Raw genomic sequence first — 21,300 nt, 5'->3', positions numbered from 1 at the left:
TCAACCGATGAGTATCCACTGCCACCGTTGGCAAACCGCGCGGCCATTGATGAAATCTGTGGTGCGCATTGATGCGGCCAGCGTGGTGCGCCCCTGCCGCCCCTGCTGCGCCTGCAACGCTGATTCAGCATGTTTTTGGCCGCCAGCGCAGGCCGGGCCATCGCCGGCAGCTATCAATTTAGAAGTATTCGGCCTGCCTACAATGGCGGCCATGCAAGTCACACCCGCCATCTTCAAGGCCTACGACATCCGGGGCACCACGCCCACCACTTTGACCGAGCCTCTGGCCGAGGCGCTGGGCCTGGCCTTTGGCACGCAGGCGCTGGCCGCGGGCGAGCGCGCCGTGGCCGTGGGCCGCGACGGGCGCCTGTCCGGCCCTGCGCTCAGCGCTGCGCTGGTGCGCGGGCTGGTGGCGGCGGGCGTGGAGGTGATCGACATCGGCATGGTCACCACGCCCATGCTGTACTTTGCCGCGCACACGCTGTGCCGCAGCGGCATTCAGGTCACGGGCAGCCACAACCCGCGCGACGACAACGGCTTCAAGATGGTGCTGGCGGGCCGCGCCATCTATGGCGACGAGATCCAGGCGCTGCGCCAGATGATCGAGGCCGAAACCTGGCAGCGCCGCCCCGGCGGCAGCGTGCGCCAGCACGATGTGCAGCCCGCCTACGTGGCGCGCATCGTGGGCGATATTCAGTTGGCAAGGCCAATGAAAATCGTGGTTGACTGCGGCAACGGCGTGGCCGGGGCCAGCGCGCCGGGCATCTTCCGCGCGCTGGGCTGCGAGGTGACCGAGCTGTTCACCGAGGTGGACGGCCGCTTTCCCAACCACCACCCCGACCCCAGCAAGCCCGACAACCTGCGCGACGTGATCCAGGCGCTCAAAACCACCGACGCCGAGCTGGGCCTGGCCTTCGACGGCGACGGCGACCGCTTGGGCATCGTCACCAAAGACGGCCAGACCATCTACCCCGACCGGCAGATGATGCTGTTCGCGCAGGACGTGCTCAGCCGCGCGCCCGGCGGCACCATCGTGTACGACGTGAAATGCTCGCAGCGCCTGGCGCCCGCCATTCAGGCCGCGGGCGGCGTGCCGCTGATGTTCAAGACCGGGCATTCGCTGGTCAAGGCGCGCATGAAAGAAGTCGACGCGCCCCTGGGCGGCGAGATGAGCGGCCACATCTTCTTCAAAGAGCGCTGGTACGGCTTTGACGACGGCACCTACGCCGGCGCCCGCCTGCTGGAGATTTTGAGCCGCCAGCCCGACCCCAGCGCCGTGCTGAACGCGCTGCCCACCAGCCACAGCACGCCCGAGCTGAACGTGGCCTGCGCCGAAGGCGAGCCGCACCGCCTGGCGGCCGAGCTGCAGGCGCTGGCGCCGTCGGTGTTCAGCGCGCCGGCCGAAGTCAATGTGATCGACGGCGTGCGCGTGGACTGGCCCGACGGCTTTGGCCTGGTGCGCGCCAGCAACACCACGCCCGTGCTGGTGCTGCGCTTTGAAGGCCACACGCCCGAGGCGCTGGCGCGCATCGAAGCCGACATGCTGGCGCTGCTGCGCCGCGTGAAGCCCGATGCGCAACTGGGCCATGCCGCGCATTGACTGGCGGTGGCGCGGTGAATTCATGGCCTTTTCGCCCGCCAGCGCTGGTCCAGTCAGCGCCAGCAGCTATGGATTCATGAGCAAAACTGTGCCTGAGCTGTGCGCCAACGCTGCTGCGACGGGCGCCAATCTGCGGCAGGCACTTCGCGTGGCGGGCGAGCAAATCGTCTGGCAAGGCGCCTGCCGCCGCCCCGCGTGAAAGGCCCAGGCCGATGATCCGCGCCCTCTACAGCCTGGCCATCTGGCTGGCCCAACCGCTGCTGCGCCGCAAGCTGAGCCGCCGTGGCGTGGCCGAACCAGGCTATCTGGAAGCGGTGCCTGAACGCTTTGGCCACTACACCACGCCGCGCCCCCATGCCAACGCTGCAGCGGGCCAGCCGCTGGTCTGGCTGCACGCGGTGTCGCTGGGTGAAACGCGCGCGGCGGCGATTTTGCTGAAGGCGCTGCGCGCACAACTGCCCGGCATGCGTCTGCTGCTGACGCACGGCACCGCCACCGGCCGGGCCGAGGGGCGCACGCTGCTGCAGCCGGGCGACGTGCAGGTCTGGCAGCCGTGGGACAGCCTGCGCGCCGCGCGGCGCTTTCTGCGGCATTTCCGCCCCGACGTGGGCGTGCTGATGGAAACTGAAATCTGGCCCAACCTGACGGCCGAATGCGCCGCGCAAGTCGTGCCGCTGGCGCTGGCCAACGCGCGCCTGTCGCCCCGGTCGCTGCAAGGCGCGCAGCGCGCAAGCTGGCTGATGCGCCCGGCCTACGCCGCGCTGTCCGCCGTCTGGGCGCAGACCGAAGGCGATGCAGACCGCCTGCGCGCCGCCGGGGCGCAGAATGTGTCGGTGCTGGGCAACTTGAAATTTGACGCCACGCCCAACCCTGCGCAGCAGGCGCAGGCGGCGCGGTGGCGCGCTGCGCTGGCCGGGCGCCCCGTGGTCATGCTGGCCAGTTCGCGCGAGGGCGAAGAGGCGCAGTTTTTGAAGCAGATTCGCCCTCCAGCGCTCGAGCAAACTGCGCCGGCAGCTATCAAAAATGAAGTGATTCGCGAGCCGCTGTGGCTGATCGTGCCGCGCCACCCGCAGCGTTTTGGCGACGTAGCGGCGATGGCCGAGGCCGAAGGCCTGCGCGTGGCACGCCGCAGCCAGTGGGTCGACGCGCCGGCGCCAGATGCGGCGCAGGCCGACGTGTGGCTAGGGGACAGCCTTGGCGAGATGAGCCTGTACTACAGCCTGGCCGATGTCGCGCTGCTGGGCGGCAGTTTCGAGCCGCTGGGGGGCCAAAACCTGATCGAGGCCGCCGCCTGCGGCTGCCCGGTGCTGATGGGGCCGCACACCTTCAACTTCGCGCAGGCGGCCGAATGGGCCGAGGCGCAGGGCGCCGCGCGGCGCGTGGCCGACATGGCGGCGGCGCTGGCCACGGCGCGTGCGTTGCTGGCTGACGAAGCGGGCCGCCGGGCGATGCAAACGGCGGGATTCGAGTTTGCTGCGGCCCACCGGGGTGCGGCCGCGCGCACGGCTAAGGCCGTCGTGCGCTTGCTGACGGCGCGCGACGTGCCTGCTGGGCAGCAGGCCCGCGCAGCGAGGGGCGGGTGACGCAATGACCACCGAAGCCGACCCCGCACTGGCCGCGGCCATCGACCAGGTGCGCCCCTGGCTGCAAAGCGCCGGGCGCATCGCCATGCTGACCGGCGCGGGTGTCAGCGCGGAATCGGGCGTGCCCACCTTCCGCGATGCGCAGACCGGCCTGTGGGCGCACGATCGGCCGGAAGACTTGGCCACCGAAGAAGGCTATCGCGCCAACCCGCAGCGCGTGTGGGACTGGTACCAGATGCGCCGCGAGATGGTGCGCGCGGTGCGGCCCAACGCGGGGCATATCGCCGTGGCTGAGTTCCAGGCCCGCCATCCAGAGCGCCTCACGGTCATCACCCAGAACGTGGACGGGCTGCACGAAGCCGCTGGCAGCCCGGGCGTGCTGGCGCTGCACGGCAACCTGTTTGCCGACGCCTGGCTGGACGGCTGCGCGCTGGCGCGCCGCCCCGCCGATGCCTGCCCCGTCAGTTGGGCCGAGCCCGGCCACCCGCCGCGCTGTGCCCAGTGCGGCAGCCTGGTGCGCCCGGCCGTGGTGTGGTTTGGCGAGGGCCTGCCCGTTGATACGCTGGCCGCCGCGCAGGCAGCCGCCCACGCGTGTGAGGTGATGCTGGTGGTGGGCACATCCGGCCAGGTGTGGCCAGCGGCCGGGCTGGCAGGCAGTGCGCGGCGCGCGGGCGCCAAGGTGATCGTGGTGAACCCCGAAGCCACCGCGCTGGACGACGAGGCCGATGCGCTGCTGCGCGGCCCTTCGGCCACCGTGTTGCCGCGCCTGCTGGATTTCTGACCCTTGCCCTTGCCGTCCGCCAGCATTGGCGGTCGCCTGGCGTTAAAGCAGACCGAACGCCCCCAGCACCGCGCCTGCGCCAATCAGCCACAGCAGGTGCAGCCGGGTGCGCCAGACGATCAGCGCCGACGCGGCCGTCAGCAGCCACAGCCGCCAGTCGCGCGCGGGCTGGTCGTTGACCGCCGTCAGCAGCCAGCCGGTGGCGATCAGCAGCGCCACCACCACGGGCGCCATGCCCGCCTTGAAGGCGCGCACCACCCGCCATTCGCGGTGCTGGTGCGCCCAGCGCGTGGCGCTGAAAGTCAGCACGCTGGAAGGCAGCAGGATGCCGCCCATCGCCACCAGCAGGCCCAGGAAACCCAGCGCGTACGCCTTCACACCGTGGGCCGCGCCGCCTGCGGCGTTCAGCCCCACGTTCCAACCCATCAGCCCGACGAAAAGCACATTGGGCCCCGGCGCGGCCTGCGCGATGGCGATGGACGAGGTGAATTGCTCGTCCATCAGCCAATGCTGCTGCGTGACGAGGTAGCGGTGCATGTCTGGCGCGGTGGTGATGGCGCCACCAACGGCCATCAGCGACAGCGACAGGAAGTGGCCGAACAGCGCCAGCCAGTCGGCGGGGGTCAAGGTGATGGCGCTCATGGCTGCGGCGCCTGCCCGGAATCGGCGTCGGTCAGGCTGGCGGGGTTGTTGTTGGCTGCGGTGCCTGCGGGCGGCGCGGCGGTGTCGGCGGCCGCGGCAGGTAGCGCGTCGGCGGCCACCTCGGCAAGCGCTGCACCGGCGGCCCCTTTGGCCGGTACGTCGGGGGGCACCGCTGCCCGTGCGCGGGCGCTTGCCGCTTCATGCGCGCGCCGCGCGCGACCCAGGCAATGCCAGGCCCACGCCCAGCCCGCGCCGCCCAAGCCCAGCAGCACCGCCAGCAGCGGCCAGCGCAGCCACGCGATGGCGACGAAGGCGGTCACGGCCAGCGCGATGCAGGCGGGCAGGCCCATGGCGTTGCTGCGCAGCGCCCCGGCCAGCTTGATGCCCGTGGCAATAACCAGCCCCGCCGCTACCGCGCCCATGCCGCGCAGGGCGCGCTGGGCCACATCGTGATCGGCCACGCTGGCAAAACCGATGGCCAGCGACAGCACCACCAGCGAGGGCAGCAGCAGCATGCCCGCCAGCGCGGTGGCCGCGCCGGACAGGCCAAAGTAGCGGTCGCCGATCATCATCGACAGGTTGACCACGTTGGGGCCGGGCATGATTTGCGCCACGGCCCAGTCTTCGACGAACTGCTCGCGCGTCATCCAGCGCTTTTTCTCGACCAGCTCACGCTGCACCACGGCCAGCACGCCGCCAAAGCCTTGCAATGCCAGCCAGGTGAACGACCAGAACAGGTCGCTGCGCGAGCGCGGGGCGTTCAGCGGCGCGGGCGGCTCAGCCGCGGTAGCGCGTTGGGCAGCAGGAGGGTTGGTCGGCACGCTGGTACTTCAAAAAATGTAGCTGCTGGCGCTGGTGCAGCGGGCGCTGAGGGCTCATTGGGCTTGAAAAACCGGCGTGCGCGGATGGTCGGGTTTTCGTTGCAGCCGCGCGGGGCACAGGCCAAGCCTGCCGGTCCGTTCTGCGCGGCAGGCGCACTACAGCACTTCCAGGATGCGCTCCAGCGGCCGGCCCAGGCGTGCGCCCTTGGGCGTCACGACGATGGGCCGGTTGATCAGCACCGGCGTGGCCAGCATCGCATCCAGCAGCTGATCGTCGGTCAGTGCGGGGTTGTCCAGCCCTTGCTCAAGGTACTCGGGCTGCTTGGTGCGCAGCAGGGCGCGCAGCGGCTCGCCCGTGGCCTGGGCGATGCGGCGCAGCTCGTCGCGGCTGGGCGGGTTCTTCAGGTATTCGACGATGGTCGGCTCCACCCCTCGCTCGCGCAGCAATTCCAGCGCGTGGCGCGACGTGCTGCAGCGGGGGTTGTGGTACAGGGTGGCGTGGGTCATGGTGCGTTGGGTAGGCTGGCCGGGGCGTGGCGCTGGCTGTGCGCGTCAGGCGGGCTTTTTGTCGCGCGGCACGCGGCCCATCAAATAGAACTCGGGGTTGGGCTGCATGCCGCTGAAGCTGGCGATGCGGTTGGACAGCCCGAAGAACGCGGTGATGGCGGCAATGTCCCAGATGTCTTCATCGTCAAAGCCGTGCGCGTGCAGCGGCGCGAAGTCGTCGTCGCAGATCTCGTGCGAGCGCTCGCACACCTTCATCGCAAAGTCCAGCATGGCGCGCTGGCGCGGGGTGATGTCGGTGGCCTTGCGGTAGTTGATGGCCACCTGGTCGGCCACCTGCGGTTTTTTCTCGTAGATGCGCAGCAGCGCGCCGTGCGCCACCACGCAATACAGGCACTGGTTGGCCGCGCTGGTGGTGGTCACGATCATCTCGCGGTCGCCCTTGCTCAGATTGCTGGTGCGGCCTGTGCTTTCCGGCTCCATCAGCGCGTCGTGGTAGGCGAAGAAGGCGCGCCACTCGGCCGGGCGGCGCGCCAGCCCCAGGAACACGTTGGGCACGAAACCGGCCTTTTCCTGCACCTCCAGCACCTTGGCCTTGATGTCGTCGGGCAGCGTGTTGAGGTCGGCTAGGGGGTAGCGGGCGGGCATGGCGATGTGTCTCCTGTTGTTCGGCGCGGGCTTGATTCGCGCGTGTGCGAGGGTTGTACCACTTTGTTTGCCTGGCGTTTTGCGGCGGCGCGCAGGCCGATAATGCGGCGCTTGTCTGTCTCTCGAAGGATTGCCCTGTGAAGCTGCGTTCCACCCTGGTTTTCTCTTGCCTGGCCGCTGCGGCCGTCGCCATGCCCGCGTTCGCGCAAAGCGCGCCCGCCAAGCTGCCCAGCGGCCTGGTTTACGAATCGCTGAAAGACGGCAACGGCGCCAGCCCCGCCGCTACCGACGTGGTGCGCGTGCACTACCGTGGCACGCTGGCCGATGGCGGCAAGGAGTTCGACAGCTCTTACAAGCGCGGCGAGCCGGCCGAGTTTCCGCTGAACCGCGTCATCCCCTGCTGGACGGAAGGCCTGCAGAAGATGAAGGTGGGCGGCAAAGCCAAGCTAACCTGCCCGCCCGCCATCGCCTACGGCAGCCGCGGCGCAGCCGGCGTGATTCCGCCCAATGCCACGCTGAACTTCGAGGTGGAGCTGCTGGGCATCAAGGGTAAGTGAAGGCCTCGCACGATCACTCTGCTCGATAGCTATGAATTAAATAGCTTGCAGCGCACGTTGGAAGCGCGCTGGAGGCCTATTCAATCAAGAAATAACGGCGGCGATGGGTAGATGCCCATCGCCGGCGTTGAACTTGCGGGCGACCGTACCGTCGCTACCGCATGGGGGCACCCAGCCCCATGCCATGTGCTCAGCTCATTCCTTGATGGTGGTGCGCACCAGCGCAGCGCTGGCGGCGATCTCGGTTTCGCTGAACGGCACCTTCAGCCATTGCTGGTCGCTGAAGCGGCGCGTGTAGTCCCCGTAGTGCGGCGAGGCGGGGTCGTCCGACAGTGAGAACGTCAGGAACGTGTGCGCATCCACGCGGCCTTGCGGGAAGGTGACCACCTGCATGTAGGAGTTGCCGTGCGGTTGCCCGTCCATGGCGTAGCCTGCGGGGGACAGCGGCGCCTGCGGGCACACGTACGTGAAGTAACCCACATCGCCGCAGCCACCGAACAGCGGCAGCCGGTCAGCGCCGCGTGTCACGTACAGCAGATCCCCGCGCATGGCGTCCAGCGCGAAGCCGTTGGCCTTGATCTTGGCGATGGCGGTGTCGAACGCTTGGCCCACTTCGGCGGCTGCGGCGCTGTTCAGGTCGCGCGGCGTGTTCAGTGGATCGGCGGGGTCAAAGGGCACTTGGTAGAGCTTGGCGGCGGGCACTTTCAGCGCGGACAGTGCAGACCAGAACTCATCCCACAGGTGCGAACCGCGGGACACCTTGGTGCCGCGCCCGTCCCACCCGCTCAGCGCTGCGCACCCGGCGGCGCGCTCGCTGCCTGTTGGCGCCTGGGCTGCGCTACACAGCAGGGCGATGACCTGATCCTTGAGATAAGCGCTTTGCACCCGGCTGTCCAGCACCATCTGCCGCACGATCTCGCTGGTGGCGGTGTTGCCTGGATAACCATCGGTGCCTGCCAGCCGCTGAAGCGCCATGGTGTGGCCCAGCCGCGTGCGCAGCGATTGTGGCGTGCCGGTGGGGCCCACGATCGAGGGGTAGCCCGTCATCGGTTGCGTGGGGTTGGTCAGCCAGTAGCTGTCGTTCATGTTGGCCACGTAATCGGCGCGCAACAAGCTGGGTAGGCGCGATGGGCCGATGGTGCCGGCCTGCACGGAATCCGCATCGCGCTGCCAGTCGCACGCGCTGCGCGAGCCGTCCAGCACGGGTACTCCGGGCAGGGCGACGGCTGCGGCAGCACTGAATGGCGTGCTGCAGCCCGTCAGTAGAGTCGGCGGAGCATTGGGTACGGTGCCAATGTCGGCATACCAGGCCTGCGCGTTGCCACGGCCCACCGCAACGGTGTTAACCCAGGGAATGGCCGCTTCTTCGCGTTGAATCTGGACAAGCTCGGTTAGCGACTTGGCCTGCGCCCAGCGCATCCAGTTCTTGAGAGTGCGGAAGTTGTCCGCGTTGATGTCGCGCAGGGCGATGGCGCTTTGCGCCGTCCAGCCCATGGCGGGGTGCAGGTTGGACAAGTTGACGATAGGGCCATACGGCGATTGGTAAAGCGTGCGCTTGACTTGGCTAATGGCGCCGTCGGTGCCGCGAACGTCCACCGAAACCTCATGCGACTGCAATGGTGTTGACTTCCCGTCCAGCATGTAACGCGTGGGGTCGGTTGGGTCGAGCGTCAACATGAAGAAGCCAAAGCGCCGCGCGGTGGACACGGTGTGGCTCCAGGCGATGTCGTTGTTGAAGCCAATCTGAGTCAAGGGGATGCCCAGGAAGGACACACCGCTGACATTCACCTCTCCGTCGATGGTCAGTTGCGCTTGGTAAAACCGGTCCGGCCCTTTCCAGTACCAGTGTGGGTTGCCGAACATCAGCGGGCTGTCGGTCCCCGTGCCCTGCGTGCCGAAGCCGTACATGTTGCTGCCCACGCCATTGGGGCCGCCCACTTGCAGGGCAGGGATGCTCATGGTGCCAGGGGCAATGGCGGAGGGCGAGGACGGTTGGACGGGCGAAGCCTCCGCCCCCATCTTGGCCTTGGGCTGCGGTGGTACTGCATTCGCGATCGCAGGCAGAAAGTTGCTGTAACCCGCAGCCAAGTTGGCGGAGTACACGCGACGCCACAAGTCCTGCACGGTGATGGCCTTGACCCAGGGCTCCCCACTGCAGGCGGCGTTGGCTTTGCTCTCGCCTGATTTGACTTCAGCAACATACCGGTTGTAGCCAGCCGCATAACCTTCCATCATGCGCAGCAGCTTGTCTGGCTGGGCAGACATCATGCGGGCTACCGCTTCGTCGGTCAGTACGTGCTTGAAGTAAAAGTCCGAATCGATGTTGCGCGGCATCGCCAACGTGCTGTTGTAGACCGCCGGCGCCTGGCCACCGAAATAACGAGAGCGTTCGCCACGGTAAGTCAGCATCGAATCTGCGATTGTGCACAGCACGTCCTGTGCTTGCGCATAGCCAGACCCATAACCCAGCGATCCCCAATTGGCGGCCTTGATGTGGGGAATGCCCATCTCGGTGCGCCGGATCTCGGCACTGTATTTAGCCGACGGAACAGGCGGGCTATCGTCGTCACCTGAGCCCCCGCACGCGGCAAGCGCAGCCAGCGAGGCACCGGCGATCAAGGTGAGGCGGGCCCGGTAGGAACCGCGCGCAAAGCGACAAATGGTCATGGCAGCGAGTCTCCTGATTCTTATCTGTTGAATAATGCCCGGCGTGGCGCCGGCTGGGCCAGATTGGCGACTGCGCCTAGGTGGTACACCGGGCAGTTTCATGATGTCACAGCGTTGGCGCATCCTGCAACCCCGCATGGTTTGCCGATGCGTCGGTGCCCTTCAGGCTTTGGCTGCGCGTGTATCGTCAAGGCCTGGGCTGCAGGACCGTCCCGTTTTCTTTCACAAGAGTCAGGAGCAATCACCCGTGAACAAGATTTATCCATCGGCCGACGAGGCGCTCAAAGGCGTGGTCAAAGACGGCCAGATGCTGGCCGTGGGCGGCTTTGGCCTGTGCGGCATTCCTGAGGCCTTGATCGAAGCGCTGCGCGATTCCGGCGTGAAAGATCTGACCTGCGTGTCCAACAACGCCGGTGTCGACGGCTTTGGCCTGGGCAAACTGCTGGAAACGCGCCAGATCAAGAAAATGATCGCCAGCTACGTGGGCGAAAACAAAGAGTTCGAGCGCCAGTACCTGGCCGGCGAGCTAGAGCTGGAATTCACCCCGCAGGGCACGCTGGCTGAAAAGCTGCGCGCTGGCGGCGCGGGCATTCCCGCCTTCTTCACCAAGACCGGCGTGGGCACCGTGGTGGCCGAAGGCAAAGAGCTGCGCGAATTCGACGGCCACACCTACGTGATGGAGCGTTCGCTGGTGCCCGACGTGGCCCTGGTCAAGGCCGAGGTGGCCGACAAAAGCGGCAACCTGCGCTTTCACCTGACCGCGCGCAACTTCAACCCTGCGGCAGCGACGGCCGGCAAGGTTTGCATCGTCGAAGTGGAAAAGATCGTGGAAGTGGGCGAGATCGCGCCGGACGACGTGCACCTGCCGGGCATTTACGTGCACCGCATCGTGCTGAACGCCAACCCCGAAAAGCGCATCGAAAAGCGCACCACCCGCCCCGCGTAAGGAGAACACCATGGCTTGGACCCAAGATCAAATGGCCGCGCGCGCGGCGCAAGAGCTGCAGGACGGCTTCTACGTCAACCTGGGCATTGGCATTCCCACCCTGGTGGCCAACCACACGGGCGACAAGGAAGTCTGGCTGCAGTCAGAAAACGGCATGCTGGGCATCGGCCCGTTCCCGACCGAGAGCGAAGTGGATGCCGACCTGATCAACGCCGGCAAGCAAACGGTGACGACCATCGCCGGCTCGTCCATCTTCGGCAGCGACCAGTCCTTCGCCATGATCCGTGGCGGCAAGATCAACCTGTCCATCCTGGGCGCCATGCAGGTGTCGGAAGGCGGCGACCTGGCCAACTGGATGATCCCCGGCAAGATGGTCAAGGGCATGGGCGGTGCCATGGATCTGGTTGCCGGCGTGGAGCGCGTGATCGTGCTGATGGAGCACGTGGCCAAGAAGAAAGACGGCTCGGTCGATCTGAAGATCCTGCCCCAATGCACGCTGCCGCTGACGGGCGTGAAAGTGGTGGACCGCGTCATCACCGACCTGGGCGTGTTCGATGTGACCGACAAGGGCCTGAAAGTGGTGGAACTGGCCGATGGCGTCAGCTTCGATGAAGCCCAAAGCCAAACTGGCGTGACGCTGATCCAGTAAGCCGCACCGTTTCACAGTAACGGCGAAGCTGTTACACCAGAGCGCCTCGCTGCAGGCGCTCTTTTTTTTGGGGTGCCCGCGCGCCGGGCGGCCGAAATAACCAGCCAAAGAAAAAGGCCGCACGGTGATAGAACCATGCGGCCTTTACTTTGGTGCGACTGCCGCAACCGCACTCAGGCCGCAAAGCCGCGCCAATCCTTGCCTTCACAGGGGTAGCATTGAAATGTGCCCCCAAATGTGCCCCCATCGTCGCAAGGATGCCCCCCATGAAGCTGTCAGACGCCAAACTTCGCAGCCTGAGCCAACCTGGCAAGCACTTCGACGGGGCAGGGCTGTACTTGGAGCTGACTGCCGCGGGCGGACGCTATTGGCGGCTGAAATACCGCTACGCCGGCAAAGAAAATCGTCTGGCGTTGGGCGTTTACCCCGCCGTGGGCCTCAAGGACGCGCGCGAACGGGCCACAGAGGCTCGCAAGCTGCTGGCCGCTGGCACAGACCCCGGTGCGGAGCGAAAAGCCGCCAAGGCGCAGGCCGCGCACGACGCGGCGAACACCCTGCAGACGGTTGCAGCCGAATGGATGCACCATCAGGCTGGGCGATGGGGTGGGGGCACGGCAGAAAGCATCCGCCGCTCGCTAGAGATGCACGTATTCCCCCGGCTGGGCACGCGCCCACTTGCCAGCATTCGCCCGAGTGATGTGCAGACGGTGGTGAAGGCCGTAGAGGCAACCGGGGCGGGCGACACAGCCAGCCGCGTGCTGCAGCGCGTGAAGGCGATCTTTCGATGGGCCGTCACCCATGAGCGCATCGAATCCAACCCCATGCTTGACCTGGTGCCCGGCGAGCTGCTCAAGCCCCGCGACGTCACCAACCGCGCCGCCCTGCCTGAGCGCGAGTTGCCCGATTTCCTGCGCAAGCTGGGCACCTACGAAGGCGACCCCACGGTCAAGCACGCGCTGCAACTGCTGGTGCTGACTGCGGCCCGGCCTGGTGAGGTGCGCGGCGCCCGCTGGGCTGAATTCGACCTGGCCGGCGCGCAGTGGGTGATACCCGCTGAGCGGATGAAGATGGGCGCCGAACACCGCGTGCCCTTGTCGCGCCAGGCCGTGGCCGTGCTGCAGGCGCAGCAACCGCTTTCGGGCCATCGCGATCTGGTGTTCCCCAGCCCGCACTATCCGGGCAAGCCCATCAGTGAAAACACCTTCAATAGCGCCCTGGCGCGCATGGGCTACAAGGGCATGGCCACGGCGCACGGCTTTCGGGCCGTATTCAGCACCATCGCCAATGAGGCGGACTGGAATGGCGACGTGATCGAGCGGCAACTTGCCCACATCGAGCGCAACAAGGTGCGGGCCGCGTACCACCGCAGCACGTACAACGCTGAGCGCGTGCGCCTGATGCAGTGGTGGGCTGATCTGCTGGACCAGCGGCGCGACGGCGCTGGTAAGGCAAGGGTTCGCCAGGCCAGCGCTTGACGCCTTCGCGCCGGCCCCGCACAATCGTGCCAACCCCTCACGGGGCCGGTGCGTAAGAACACCTTTTCGCAAAGCGGCTAAACCGCCCCGACAGCGCGGTTTTGTCACGTCTGGATTCTGGCTGTGTGCCCCGCAGGGCGCGCTGGCCACAGTTTTGGGCGGGATGGGGCTTACCGTAAGGCTGCCCGCACTTCTTTGCGAGTGTTCTTAACATCCCGTCCACCCGCTGCGCGTAGGAACGCAGCGAGTGGGTTTCAAGTCTCGCAAAGGAGAACTGACCCATGGCGAACACCGCCGCATCCCGCCCCGCTGCCGACGCGGGCACCCTGGCCTTTCCTGGCCGCACCCTTGACCCCATTCCCGCCGATCGGCTGACCGCCGTGCTGGGTGCCTTCAACGCCAGCAACCTGGCAAGCAGCTACATCGAGCGCGGCAACTTCACCGCCGCGCGACGCAAGCTGGTGCAGGCGTTGAACGCCGTCAACCAACTTCAATCCGGCTTGTCATCCGCAGGCGTTGAGGCGAAAGGCGGTGCGGCATGAGCGCAAACAACCGCCCGGCGCTGAACGCGCACCAATACCAGCGGGTGCTGGAAAGCATTGCCAATCAGGCGGACATCATTGCGCACCTGGCCATGCAAAGCGCAGAGCGCCTGAGCGAAACCGACGAAGACATGCTGCTGTTCGGCTTGGCCGGTCTGGCGCGGCAAATTGGCGCGCTGGCCGATGAAGCATCGGGCGGCCAGATTCGTGGCGGCATCCTGGAATGGCAATGCGGCTACCCGTTTTTTGAAAGCAACGGAGGTGCGTCATGAGCGGCAATCAAGTGAATCTATCGGGCTGGCGCCACGAGAACTGGACGATGGTGGGCGGCCAGCCGCCTGTCGTGCTGAACCCCGCTGCCAGCGTGCACAGCTGCATCGCATGGGGCTGGGGCGAGGCGCAGGAACTGCTTGATCTGCTGCACGCAGCCTACGACGCCAATTCGTCGAATGCGGGCTTGATTGAGGTTGGCCTATCGCGGGCCACGGTGTTGAGCAAGATGCTGGAGCACCTGGCGGAGCGGACGGCGGGGAAAGCTGTCGCTGCGACACCAGCGGGGGGCGAAGAGGATGCACCATGAAGCACGAGAAATTCATCTTCCCGCTATGAACAGCAAGGAGAGCATCATGGCAACCTCAAGACGCAGCAGGGCCCCGCGCGCGGCTTCAATCGACGCAGTGGTGAAGTGGCCTGTAGGTGTTCTGCCCGCGCGCATCGACATCATGGAAGCGCGCAGCGATACCGGCGTGCGCGCCGCCATTCTGACGGCCTGGGACCGCACCGGGCGTGAACACCGGATGACGGCTCGGGCCGATGGCGATCTGTGGGATTTGTTCTTTGAGCCTCTGCGGCCGCGCGGCGCACAGCCCAAGCATGGCCGCAATGTGGCATGCGCGCTGGCGTGGCGCCTGTATATGGCGGGCGAACAGGGCGACAGGCGCGCGGTGGAGGCGCGTGCACGTGCCAGTGTTCTCCAGTTGTGGACGAGCAGGGGCTGGCGAGGTATGGGCGGCTCGGGACGCAAAGGGGATCCAACGCCCGCTGGAGACGAGTCCAGCGCTAACCGATTAATACGACTTGGCGCAAAGCAACTCGCCGGACTCTCCGTCCTGATTATTCGCACTGACGAGGGCGACGTAGTGGGGGCGGCCATTGCTGCGCCGCCGGATGCCTTCCGGCGCGACCCTAAGGGCGCCTTAGTGGCTGTTGACGGCGTTGGTTGGCTCTGGCGGCCTGAGATGGGCGACACAGCCGAACACGGACTGATAGCGGCAGAAATCACACTCGACCCGCCCTAGCGCACTGCGCCTTCTCAGTCAAGGCAAACAATTCTGCGGACATTGTTTGCCTAGTGATCCGGTGCCCCGGTGGGCAGCATTGAGCCTTCTTTTAAGGAGGTTTGCATGAATCCATCGAATTCCGGCGCACCAGCGCAGCGCGAGAGCTTTCTACGCCTGCCTGCCGTTGAGCAACAAACCGGGCTCAAGAAGTCCGCTATCTACGCCGGCGCCAAGGTCGGTCGATTTCCGCAGCCTGTGCGCCTGTCGCGCCGCTGCGTGGTCTGGCGCGACTCAGAGATTCAGCAATGGATTGCCGAGCGCGTGGCCGCCAGTCAAGCGCCAAACGCTACCAATTCGGGAGCAATGCTCAAATGACCGACACCAAAGAGAAAGCCGCCGGGGTGGTGCAAACACCCGCAGCGGCCAATAACGTAATCAGACTCGAAAACGGCCGCAGTGTATTGCACTTGCCGGCCCGTCGCAAGCCTGCGGCGCCTGCGGCTGCGCCGGCACCCGTGGCACGAATCGACCCCGACGGCCCCGAGCGGCTGCTGGCCAATGCGTGGGCACTGTTGCCGATCCGGGCCAAGGGGGCGCCGCTGACACGCTTCATGCTGCACCGCTACGACACGCAGGCTCAGCGCACCTACTTTGCTGAGCTGCTGCCCGATCTGAGCATGCGCATCGTAGAGGCCGGCTCAGGCCAGGTGGTCTGCGTTTCCGCGCCGCTGGCGCCCACGGGCACGCGAGGGCCGAAACCATGAGCACGGGCATCTTGGACGCGATGCGCATGGCGGCGCTGACGCCTGTCAAAGACTTGCACCTGGTGCCCGATGGCCGCCTGGTGCGCTACCGCGTTGAAGGCGACAAGCCGGGCAGCGTGAACGGCTGGGTGGTATTGCACGACGGCCCTGTGCCGTCAGGCGCTTTCGGCAGTTGGCGCACCGGCGCCACCCACACCTGGCGAGGCAACACCGACCGCCGCCTGACACCGGCTGAGCGCGATGCACTGCGCCGTCATCAGGCCGCCGCGCAACAGGCGCGCGCGGCAGAGTTGAAAGCGGTGCAAACGGCTGCGGCTACGCGGGCAGAGCGGCTTTGGCAGCGCGCGCGGCCTGCGACCGACGTGCATGCCTATCTGCGCGCCAAGCGCGTGCGGGCCATCGGCCTGCGCCAGCTGCGCGACATGCTGCTGATCCCCGCGCGCGACACGGCTGGCCGCATCGGCACGCTGCAATTCATCGGGCCGGACGGCGCCAAACGGTTTCTGACCGGTGGGCGTATTCAGGGCTGCTACTACGCCATGGGCCGGCCGGCGGATTGCCTGCTGCTGGCCGAAGGGTATGCCACGGCAGCTACTATTTTTGAAGCAACTGGCCGGGCTGTGGCGGTGTGCTTTAACTGCGGCAACCTGCTGCCGGTGGCGCGGGCGCTGCGGGCCAAGTTCCCTGCGTTGCGCCTGGTGATCTGTGCCGACAACGACGCCGGCACGCCGGGCAACCCTGGGCTGACCCACGCCCGCGCCGCAGCGCGCGCCGTGGGCGGTGAAGTGGTGGCGCCTGACTTTGCGGGGGTGCCTGCATGAGCGCGCTGCCTACCGACTTCAACGACCTGGCCGCCGCCCAAGGCCTGGCTGCGGTGAGCGAGCAACTGGAGCCCGTCATCCAAGGCGTGGCCGATTGGCCGGCGCCCATCCTGACGGCAGCAGAACCGGCGCCGCTGACTGCTGACCTGCTGCCCGCCTGGTTGGGCCGGTACGTGGGCGCCTTGGCTGAGGCCACTCAGACGCCAGCCACCATGAGCGCGCTTTTCGCGCTGAGCGTGGTATCTGCCTGTGTGCAGCGCCGCTACGTGGTGGCGCCCCTGGGCGCGGATGCGGGCTATACCGAGCCGGCCACGTTCTGGAGCCTGAGCGTGGCCGCCAGCGGTTCGCGCAAGTCCGCCATCGTGGATGCCCTGGCCAGGCCGCTGGCAGCGTGGGAGAAGCGGGCCGGTGATCGAATGCGGCGCGCGATCAGCGTGCACAACTCACGGCAGACAGTGATCGAGGCAACGATTGCCCGCCTCAAGACTCAGGCGGGCAAGACCGACGACCCCAACGAACGAGAGCGCTTGCGTCAGCAAATCGAGAACGAAGAGCATGCCAAGGCCGACCGGATGTTTCCGCCCCGAGTGTTCATCGGCGACACGACGGTGGAGCGCCTTCAATCCGTGTTGGTGGAGCAGGGCTCGCGCATGGCGGTGTTGTCAGATGAGGGGGGCTTGTTCAACACCATCAGCGGCAGCTATGGCGGCGGCGCCGGGCCGGCGCTGGACGTGCTGTTGCAGGGTCACAGCGGCGGTTCTGTGAGGGTAGAGCGCGGCGGGCGCCACGCCTATATCGACCGCGCTGCCCTGACCTTGGGCCTGATGTTGCAGCCCGACCTTTTGAACGACGCTGCAGGTAGCAACCGATTCAGGGCCAGCGGCCTGATGGCGCGCTTTGCCTACGCCCTGCCCGGCCAGGTGGTGGGCGGACGCAACGTGCGCGCCTACAAGCCAGTGCCTGCCGATCTGCGCACGGAATACGAGCGCGAGGTTGACGCGCTGCTGGGCGACCCAATGGAGGGGCCGCACCTGCCGCCGCACCAGTTGCCGCTGGCGGACGATGCGCGCGAGGCATGGCTGGACTATGCGCAAGAGATTGAGAACGCGCTGGGGCCCGACGGCGAGCTGGCCGCCATTGCCGATTGGGGCGCCAAGCTGGCGGGCATGGCCGCGCGCATCGCGCTGCTGTTCGAGCTGGTGACCAGTGGGCCATGCGCTGAGCTGGTGTGCCTGGACAGCACCCAGCGTGCCATCGCGCTGTGCCGCCTGCTGGTGCCGCATGCCAAGGCTGCGTTCCGTCTGTTGGCTGCGGATGAGGCTGACCGCGATGCCGATGCGGTGCTGGCTTGGGTGGTGCGATCTGGTGTGCGCGGCGAGTTCAAGCAAGCCGATGCGCACTTCGCAATGCGCAGCCGCTTCACGAAGAAGGAGCGCTTGGTGGCTGCACTGCAGCGCCTGCAAGCCAATGGCTGCGTTCGGCATGAGCTGCGCAAGAACGAAAAGGCGCGCCCTTCTGCGGTGTGGCACGTCAATCCACGGCTGTTCCTTCAGTGATCCACGTTTCTCCATAGAGAGGAATAAATGAAATTCTCTTTCTTTATATATAGATACGCATGCAAGCGCCTAGACCGCGTGAATAACGTGAAAAACGTGAGTGACGCTGATGCCGCTTCGTTGCTCACGTTAATCACGTTTCTCACCCTACCAGCGCGTGTACATGTGCATGAACCGCTGATCCGGAGGATGGATGTCGGCGCGCTGGCTATGACCTGTCGAAAAGTTCGCGGGTCCTTCCTGGCACTTCTCGGTGCGGGTAATTCGCGCCGCGACCTCGGACTAGGTACGGGACTTCCCAAGGGGGTTAAGTGAAGATGGACAAGGCGACACAAGCTGAATTCGCATCATTCGTCGGCATCAGCGAGGCAAGGGCCAGCCAATTGGCCAGTGATGGGGTACTGATAGCGGGTGGCACGCTGCGCGACTGGACGCGCGCCTACTGCGAGCGGCTGCGAGGCCAGGCGGCCGGCCGTGCCAGTGACAACGACCCCATGCTGACCGACGAGCGCGCACGGTTGGTGAGGGCAAAGCGCGAGCAGGCAGAAATCCAGCTGGCCGAGCAGCGCGGCGAAGTCATCCGGGTTGACGCGGTCCGCACCCAGCTGGCCAACCGCTTGGCGGCCACCCGCGACGGCTTACTGCAGATTCCGGCGCGGGTATCGGCGGTGTTGGCTGCCGAGACCAGCTCGGAAGTGGTTTTCACCACGCTCAGCGACGAGCTATGCAAAGCGCTGGAAGGGCTGACGGGCTCACTCGAATCGAACACCGCCCTCGGTCAAGGAGCTTCTGCGTCATGACGTTCCTGCTTCATTCCGTGTGGGCGAGTCAGCCCGCCGCACTGGACCCGGTGGACGTGCTTCGGGAAGTGCACATGTCCATGGAGCGCGGCACCGTGCCCCCTGAGCAAACCCGTAAGCAGTTCGTGCGCGGGCTTGACAGGTACTTTGCCGGCTCCGGCGACCTGGCGACGTGTCTGGGCCTGCGTGCGCGCCAGGGGCGATGCAATGAAGAGCCGCGGCGGCGCGTGGCCCAGCAAGCGCGTGCCGCGTTGATTCACGAGGCGATGGTTACGCACGGTGGCAGTGTGAGCTGCGCCAGCGCTGAGTGGCTCAGTCGCGCCCTGCGTGGCATGGCACCTGTCCCGGCGCAGTTGGAGGCGCATGTTGTCAAGCTGCGGCAGCTCAAGGGCGTCAAAGTCGCCTTGAGCAGCCGGCAACTGTTCCGCATCGCCAAGGAGCACGCCAGCGCGCGCTGAAATCGTCGCGCCGTTGTTTGTCACTGGGGTTCACGGCGGCAAAGTGGCGCCATGAACCACTACCTTCATACCGACCCCGCACTGCTGCCAAGCCAGCAGATGCGAGCCAGGCTCCTACCGGGGCTGCTGCTGGAGCTTCAAGGCGGCGGCGTGTCCCGGCTGGTTCGCCTGTCTCCGCATGAAGCCCTGGGCCTGGCCCGTGACCTTTTGAACGACGCGCGCGCGAGCATCGAGGCGCGTGAGCGCTGGCGCGAGGAGCACGGCCATGTCTGATCTGTTGACCCGCGCCGTGATGTTTGGCCGCGCAGACGGCGCTGACATTCCTTGCACCATCGCCACGACCGCGCCAGTAGGCCGCGGCGGTGAGTTCGAAGTGCTCAGTTGCGCACCTGAAGATGTTGATCTGTCCCGCGCACCGCTGCCGCTGCTGATCGGACACGACCAAAGCCGACTGGCCGTTGGCCTGATTGATGGCATTCGATGCACGGGCGACAAAGTCACCGGCCTGGCGCGGTTTGGCACCAGCGCGGAAGCGCAGGCCATTCGGGCCGACGTAGAAGCGGGGATTCACCGATCCCTGAGCGTCGGCTATGAGCGCACCGGCATCCGCGCAACCGACCCGGAAAGTGGTGCCACCGAATACCGCTGGCGCCCCGTTGAGGCCTCGATTGTCTCCGTTCCTGCCGACGCATCGGCAGGCTTCTATCGCAACCATTCCGCAGAGAACGACATGACCACCACAGCAACCAAGACCCCAGCCGCCCCGGCACCCGTGCCCGCACAAACCCCGGCGCCAGCCGATCCAATTCAAACTTGGAAGCCTGAGCAGCGAGCGGAGCAAATCCTTGAGCTTTGCACCCGACATGGCATGGCCGATAAGGCGTTGAACATCATTCAGCGTTCGGCCAGCGTTGAGGCCGCCAAGGACATGATCATGAACGAGCTCGCCATGCGCGACCTGCTCACCGGCGGACACCACAATACCCGCGCTGAACGTCCTGCGGCGAACGACCGTGAGCTGATCTTGAACACGCTGGCCAGCCGCATGGGCGGCACGGCCACCGGCCCAACGCTGGGGCGCGCAAGCCTGATCGACCTTGCGGAGCGCGCATTGACAGCTGGAGGCCAGCGCATCGCGCCCGGCGAGCATCGCGACACGATTTTTCAGCGGGCCTTCGGCGCAGGCACCACCAGCGACTTTCCGCAGCTGCTCAACACCGCTGCGGCGCGCGTACTGGCGCAGGCCATGGAAGACCAGCAATCACCGATCAAGGCCATCGCGCGCAAGGTCAACCGCCCGGACTTCCGTATTCTCAATTCGGTTCGGGCCGACAGCGCGCCCGATCTGCTCAAAGTCAATGAACACGGCGAATACAAATACGGCTCGCTTGCTGAGGCCAGCAACGGCTGGGGCGTGGCCACTTTCGGGCGCATCCTGGCACTGACGCGCCAGGCCATCATCAACGACGATCTGGGCGCCTTTGCAGCCGCTATCTCAGGCTTCGCGGCCTCAGCGGCCCGACTTGAGGCCGACCGGCTTGCGTCGATGCTGCTGACGCCTGGCACCGTCGATGGCGCTCCGGTGTTCGACGCCACGCGCGGCACCAGCGTAGATAAGGTGCTGACCGCTGAGGGGCTTGCCGCCGCCGTGCTTGCGCTGCGCGGCCAGCGCGGCCTGCATGGTGGTCTGCTCGCGCAGCAGCCTGGCACGCTGATTGTCCCTGCAGCGCTTGAGCTCAAGGCGCTGCAGCTGGTGACCAGCCTGTCGCCCGCTCGCACCGACGACGTACAGCCATTTTCTGGCCTGACGGTGGCCGTTGAGCCGCGTTTGGACGCCGCCAGCGCCACTGCGTGGTATCTGGTGGCGCGCAACCAGTCTGCGCTGGAATACGGCTACCTGGAAGGCGCTGAAGGTGTCCAGATGGTGGAGCGCGGCGGTTTCGAGGTTGACGGCGTCGAATACCGTGCGCGCCTTGACTTCGGATGCGGATGGGCGGCACCTATCGGGTGGGTGAAGTCCACCGGCACCGCCGCGTGACCTAAGACTGAACGAGCGGCGCCCGCATGGGCGTTGCAGGGATAACTTGGCGAGTGCCCTTAACGAACCCCAAGAGGCGACAGCAACACCGCAGCGCCAGTGCCCATGGAGGCTTCCTTCTGGCCCCGTTGTGTAGCGTGGTTGCCCGAAAAGCCCGGTTCGCCGGGC

25 protein-coding genes are annotated in these 21,300 nt (G+C 66.5%); 20 read left to right on the top strand and 5 right to left on the bottom strand.

Annotated elements, in window-relative coordinates:
* Positions 1-211 precede the first annotated feature (211 nt).
* The 4 genes from C6570_RS15000 (at position 212) to C6570_RS14985 (ending at position 3,964) form a co-directional block, all read left to right on the top strand.
* Positions 212-1,600, top strand: coding sequence for a phosphomannomutase/phosphoglucomutase (locus C6570_RS15000; RefSeq protein WP_106704735.1), 1,389 nt, complete (start codon positions 212-214; stop codon positions 1,598-1,600).
* Positions 1,601-1,676: 76 nt separating this feature from the next.
* Positions 1,677-1,799: a hypothetical protein gene (locus C6570_RS18510; RefSeq protein ID WP_281260837.1), complete on the top strand. Its 123-nt coding sequence runs from the start codon at positions 1,677-1,679 to the stop codon at positions 1,797-1,799.
* A gap of 13 nt (positions 1,800-1,812) precedes the next feature.
* Positions 1,813-3,183 carry a 3-deoxy-D-manno-octulosonic acid transferase gene (locus C6570_RS14990; protein WP_106703932.1) on the top strand — a complete coding sequence of 457 codons (1,371 nt, stop codon included), beginning with the start codon at positions 1,813-1,815 and terminating at the stop codon, positions 3,181-3,183.
* Positions 3,184-3,187: 4 nt separating this feature from the next.
* Positions 3,188-3,964, top strand: a complete 777-nt coding sequence (locus C6570_RS14985) for an SIR2 family NAD-dependent protein deacylase (protein WP_106703931.1) — start codon at positions 3,188-3,190, stop codon at positions 3,962-3,964.
* A gap of 42 nt (positions 3,965-4,006) precedes the next feature.
* Here the strand turns inward: C6570_RS14985 and C6570_RS14980 are convergent, their stop codons facing one another.
* The 4 genes from C6570_RS14980 to C6570_RS14965 all read right to left on the bottom strand — a co-directional run bounded on the left by C6570_RS14980 (position 4,007) and on the right by C6570_RS14965 (position 6,579).
* Positions 4,007-4,606, bottom strand: coding sequence for a chromate transporter (locus tag C6570_RS14980; RefSeq protein WP_106703930.1), 600 nt, complete (start codon positions 4,604-4,606; stop codon positions 4,007-4,009).
* Complete coding sequence (locus tag C6570_RS18600; RefSeq protein WP_106703929.1) at positions 4,603-5,427, bottom strand: chromate transporter; 825 nt, start codon at positions 5,425-5,427, stop codon at positions 4,603-4,605. Before C6570_RS18600 ends, C6570_RS14980 begins: the two co-directional genes overlap by 4 nt.
* A 156-nt stretch (positions 5,428-5,583) precedes the next feature.
* Positions 5,584-5,934 (bottom strand): arsenate reductase (glutaredoxin), encoded by a 351-nt coding sequence (gene arsC / locus C6570_RS14970; protein ID WP_106703928.1) that lies wholly within the window; start codon positions 5,932-5,934, stop codon positions 5,584-5,586.
* A 45-nt stretch (positions 5,935-5,979) separates the two neighbouring features.
* Positions 5,980-6,579, bottom strand: a complete 600-nt coding sequence (locus tag C6570_RS14965) for a peroxidase-related enzyme (RefSeq protein WP_106703927.1) — start codon at positions 6,577-6,579, stop codon at positions 5,980-5,982.
* Positions 6,580-6,770: 191 nt separating this feature from the next.
* On the opposite strand from C6570_RS14965, the gene C6570_RS14960 reads away from it, so the two are divergent.
* Positions 6,771-7,136, top strand: coding sequence for an FKBP-type peptidyl-prolyl cis-trans isomerase (locus C6570_RS14960; RefSeq protein WP_106704734.1), 366 nt, complete (start codon positions 6,771-6,773; stop codon positions 7,134-7,136).
* Between the two features lie 195 nt (positions 7,137-7,331).
* Here the strand turns inward: C6570_RS14960 and C6570_RS14955 are convergent, their stop codons facing one another.
* The gene (locus C6570_RS14955; protein ID WP_106703926.1) at positions 7,332-9,803 is read right to left on the bottom strand and encodes a penicillin acylase family protein; all 2,472 of its coding nucleotides are present in this window, start codon (positions 9,801-9,803) and stop codon (positions 7,332-7,334) included.
* 247 nt (positions 9,804-10,050) lie between these two features.
* On the opposite strand from C6570_RS14955, the gene C6570_RS14950 reads away from it, so the two are divergent.
* The 15 genes from C6570_RS14950 (at position 10,051) to C6570_RS14885 (ending at position 21,132) form a co-directional block, all read left to right on the top strand.
* Positions 10,051-10,749, top strand: a complete 699-nt coding sequence (locus C6570_RS14950) for a CoA transferase subunit A (RefSeq protein ID WP_106703925.1) — start codon at positions 10,051-10,053, stop codon at positions 10,747-10,749.
* 10 nt (positions 10,750-10,759) lie between these two features.
* On the top strand, positions 10,760-11,398 hold the full coding sequence (locus tag C6570_RS14945) for a 3-oxoacid CoA-transferase subunit B (protein ID WP_106703924.1): 639 nt from the start codon (positions 10,760-10,762) through the stop codon (positions 11,396-11,398).
* Between the two features lie 266 nt (positions 11,399-11,664).
* Positions 11,665-12,873, top strand: a complete 1,209-nt coding sequence (locus C6570_RS14940; RefSeq protein ID WP_106703923.1) for a tyrosine-type recombinase/integrase — start codon at positions 11,665-11,667, stop codon at positions 12,871-12,873.
* A 281-nt stretch (positions 12,874-13,154) separates the two neighbouring features.
* Positions 13,155-13,415 (top strand): hypothetical protein, encoded by a 261-nt coding sequence (locus C6570_RS14935; protein ID WP_106703922.1) that lies wholly within the window; start codon positions 13,155-13,157, stop codon positions 13,413-13,415.
* On the top strand, positions 13,412-13,687 hold the full coding sequence (locus tag C6570_RS14930) for a hypothetical protein (protein ID WP_106703921.1): 276 nt from the start codon (positions 13,412-13,414) through the stop codon (positions 13,685-13,687). The genes C6570_RS14935 and C6570_RS14930 overlap by 4 nt, the downstream gene beginning before the upstream one ends.
* Positions 13,684-13,995, top strand: a complete 312-nt coding sequence (locus C6570_RS14925; protein ID WP_106703920.1) for a hypothetical protein — start codon at positions 13,684-13,686, stop codon at positions 13,993-13,995. Before C6570_RS14930 ends, C6570_RS14925 begins: the two co-directional genes overlap by 4 nt.
* A 25-nt stretch (positions 13,996-14,020) precedes the next feature.
* Positions 14,021-14,713: a hypothetical protein gene (locus C6570_RS14920; protein ID WP_106703919.1), complete on the top strand. Its 693-nt coding sequence runs from the start codon at positions 14,021-14,023 to the stop codon at positions 14,711-14,713.
* A gap of 105 nt (positions 14,714-14,818) precedes the next feature.
* Entirely contained in the window at positions 14,819-15,070 is a 252-nt protein-coding gene (locus C6570_RS14915) for a helix-turn-helix transcriptional regulator (protein WP_106703918.1), read from the top strand.
* Complete coding sequence (locus C6570_RS14910) at positions 15,067-15,459, top strand: hypothetical protein (RefSeq protein ID WP_106703917.1); 393 nt, start codon at positions 15,067-15,069, stop codon at positions 15,457-15,459. The genes C6570_RS14915 and C6570_RS14910 overlap by 4 nt, the downstream gene beginning before the upstream one ends.
* Entirely contained in the window at positions 15,456-16,280 is an 825-nt protein-coding gene (locus C6570_RS14905) for a toprim domain-containing protein (protein ID WP_106703916.1), read from the top strand. The genes C6570_RS14910 and C6570_RS14905 overlap by 4 nt, the downstream gene beginning before the upstream one ends.
* Entirely contained in the window at positions 16,277-17,836 is a 1,560-nt protein-coding gene (locus C6570_RS14900) for a YfjI family protein (protein WP_106703915.1), read from the top strand. The genes C6570_RS14905 and C6570_RS14900 overlap by 4 nt, the downstream gene beginning before the upstream one ends.
* Positions 17,837-18,147: 311 nt before the next feature.
* Complete coding sequence (locus C6570_RS14895) at positions 18,148-18,636, top strand: hypothetical protein (RefSeq protein ID WP_123812277.1); 489 nt, start codon at positions 18,148-18,150, stop codon at positions 18,634-18,636.
* Positions 18,633-19,094 (top strand): hypothetical protein, encoded by a 462-nt coding sequence (locus tag C6570_RS14890; protein WP_106703913.1) that lies wholly within the window; start codon positions 18,633-18,635, stop codon positions 19,092-19,094. Before C6570_RS14895 ends, C6570_RS14890 begins: the two co-directional genes overlap by 4 nt.
* 51 nt (positions 19,095-19,145) lie before the next feature.
* On the top strand, positions 19,146-19,367 hold the full coding sequence (locus C6570_RS18020) for a hypothetical protein (RefSeq protein WP_123812276.1): 222 nt from the start codon (positions 19,146-19,148) through the stop codon (positions 19,365-19,367).
* Complete coding sequence (locus C6570_RS14885) at positions 19,360-21,132, top strand: phage major capsid protein (RefSeq protein ID WP_106703912.1); 1,773 nt, start codon at positions 19,360-19,362, stop codon at positions 21,130-21,132. The genes C6570_RS18020 and C6570_RS14885 overlap by 8 nt, the downstream gene beginning before the upstream one ends.
* The last annotated feature ends 168 nt before the right edge of the window (positions 21,133-21,300 follow it).

Origin of the sequence: Ottowia oryzae (genome assembly GCF_003008535.1) — a bacterium.
Taxonomy (GTDB): domain Bacteria; phylum Pseudomonadota; class Gammaproteobacteria; order Burkholderiales; family Burkholderiaceae_C; genus Ottowia; species Ottowia oryzae.
Note: the sequence above shows the minus strand (reverse complement) of the source record. Positions and strands in the feature narration are given on the sequence as shown.

Excerpts from the sequence above, each read along its gene's own strand:
- C6570_RS15000 (WP_106704735.1), top strand. The coding sequence starts at position 212 with ATGCAAGTCACACCCGCCATCTTCAAGGCCTACGACATCCGGGGCACC.
- C6570_RS18510 (WP_281260837.1), top strand. The coding sequence starts at position 1,677 with ATGAGCAAAACTGTGCCTGAGCTGTGCGCCAACGCTGCTGCGACGGGC.
- C6570_RS14990 (WP_106703932.1), top strand. The coding sequence starts at position 1,813 with ATGATCCGCGCCCTCTACAGCCTGGCCATCTGGCTGGCCCAACCGCTG.
- C6570_RS14985 (WP_106703931.1), top strand. The coding sequence starts at position 3,188 with ATGACCACCGAAGCCGACCCCGCACTGGCCGCGGCCATCGACCAGGTG.
- C6570_RS14980 (WP_106703930.1), bottom strand. The coding sequence starts at position 4,606 with ATGAGCGCCATCACCTTGACCCCCGCCGACTGGCTGGCGCTGTTCGGC.
- arsC (WP_106703928.1), bottom strand. The coding sequence starts at position 5,934 with ATGACCCACGCCACCCTGTACCACAACCCCCGCTGCAGCACGTCGCGC.
- C6570_RS14965 (WP_106703927.1), bottom strand. The coding sequence starts at position 6,579 with ATGCCCGCCCGCTACCCCCTAGCCGACCTCAACACGCTGCCCGACGAC.
- C6570_RS14960 (WP_106704734.1), top strand. The coding sequence starts at position 6,771 with ATGCCCGCGTTCGCGCAAAGCGCGCCCGCCAAGCTGCCCAGCGGCCTG.
- C6570_RS14955 (WP_106703926.1), bottom strand. The coding sequence starts at position 9,803 with ATGACCATTTGTCGCTTTGCGCGCGGTTCCTACCGGGCCCGCCTCACC.
- C6570_RS14945 (WP_106703924.1), top strand. The coding sequence starts at position 10,760 with ATGGCTTGGACCCAAGATCAAATGGCCGCGCGCGCGGCGCAAGAGCTG.
- C6570_RS14940 (WP_106703923.1), top strand. The coding sequence starts at position 11,665 with ATGAAGCTGTCAGACGCCAAACTTCGCAGCCTGAGCCAACCTGGCAAG.
- C6570_RS14935 (WP_106703922.1), top strand. The coding sequence starts at position 13,155 with ATGGCGAACACCGCCGCATCCCGCCCCGCTGCCGACGCGGGCACCCTG.
- C6570_RS14930 (WP_106703921.1), top strand. The coding sequence starts at position 13,412 with ATGAGCGCAAACAACCGCCCGGCGCTGAACGCGCACCAATACCAGCGG.
- C6570_RS14925 (WP_106703920.1), top strand. The coding sequence starts at position 13,684 with ATGAGCGGCAATCAAGTGAATCTATCGGGCTGGCGCCACGAGAACTGG.
- C6570_RS14920 (WP_106703919.1), top strand. The coding sequence starts at position 14,021 with ATGAACAGCAAGGAGAGCATCATGGCAACCTCAAGACGCAGCAGGGCC.
- C6570_RS14915 (WP_106703918.1), top strand. The coding sequence starts at position 14,819 with ATGAATCCATCGAATTCCGGCGCACCAGCGCAGCGCGAGAGCTTTCTA.
- C6570_RS14910 (WP_106703917.1), top strand. The coding sequence starts at position 15,067 with ATGACCGACACCAAAGAGAAAGCCGCCGGGGTGGTGCAAACACCCGCA.
- C6570_RS14905 (WP_106703916.1), top strand. The coding sequence starts at position 15,456 with ATGAGCACGGGCATCTTGGACGCGATGCGCATGGCGGCGCTGACGCCT.
- C6570_RS14900 (WP_106703915.1), top strand. The coding sequence starts at position 16,277 with ATGAGCGCGCTGCCTACCGACTTCAACGACCTGGCCGCCGCCCAAGGC.
- C6570_RS14890 (WP_106703913.1), top strand. The coding sequence starts at position 18,633 with ATGACGTTCCTGCTTCATTCCGTGTGGGCGAGTCAGCCCGCCGCACTG.
- C6570_RS18020 (WP_123812276.1), top strand. The coding sequence starts at position 19,146 with ATGAACCACTACCTTCATACCGACCCCGCACTGCTGCCAAGCCAGCAG.
- C6570_RS14885 (WP_106703912.1), top strand. The coding sequence starts at position 19,360 with ATGTCTGATCTGTTGACCCGCGCCGTGATGTTTGGCCGCGCAGACGGC.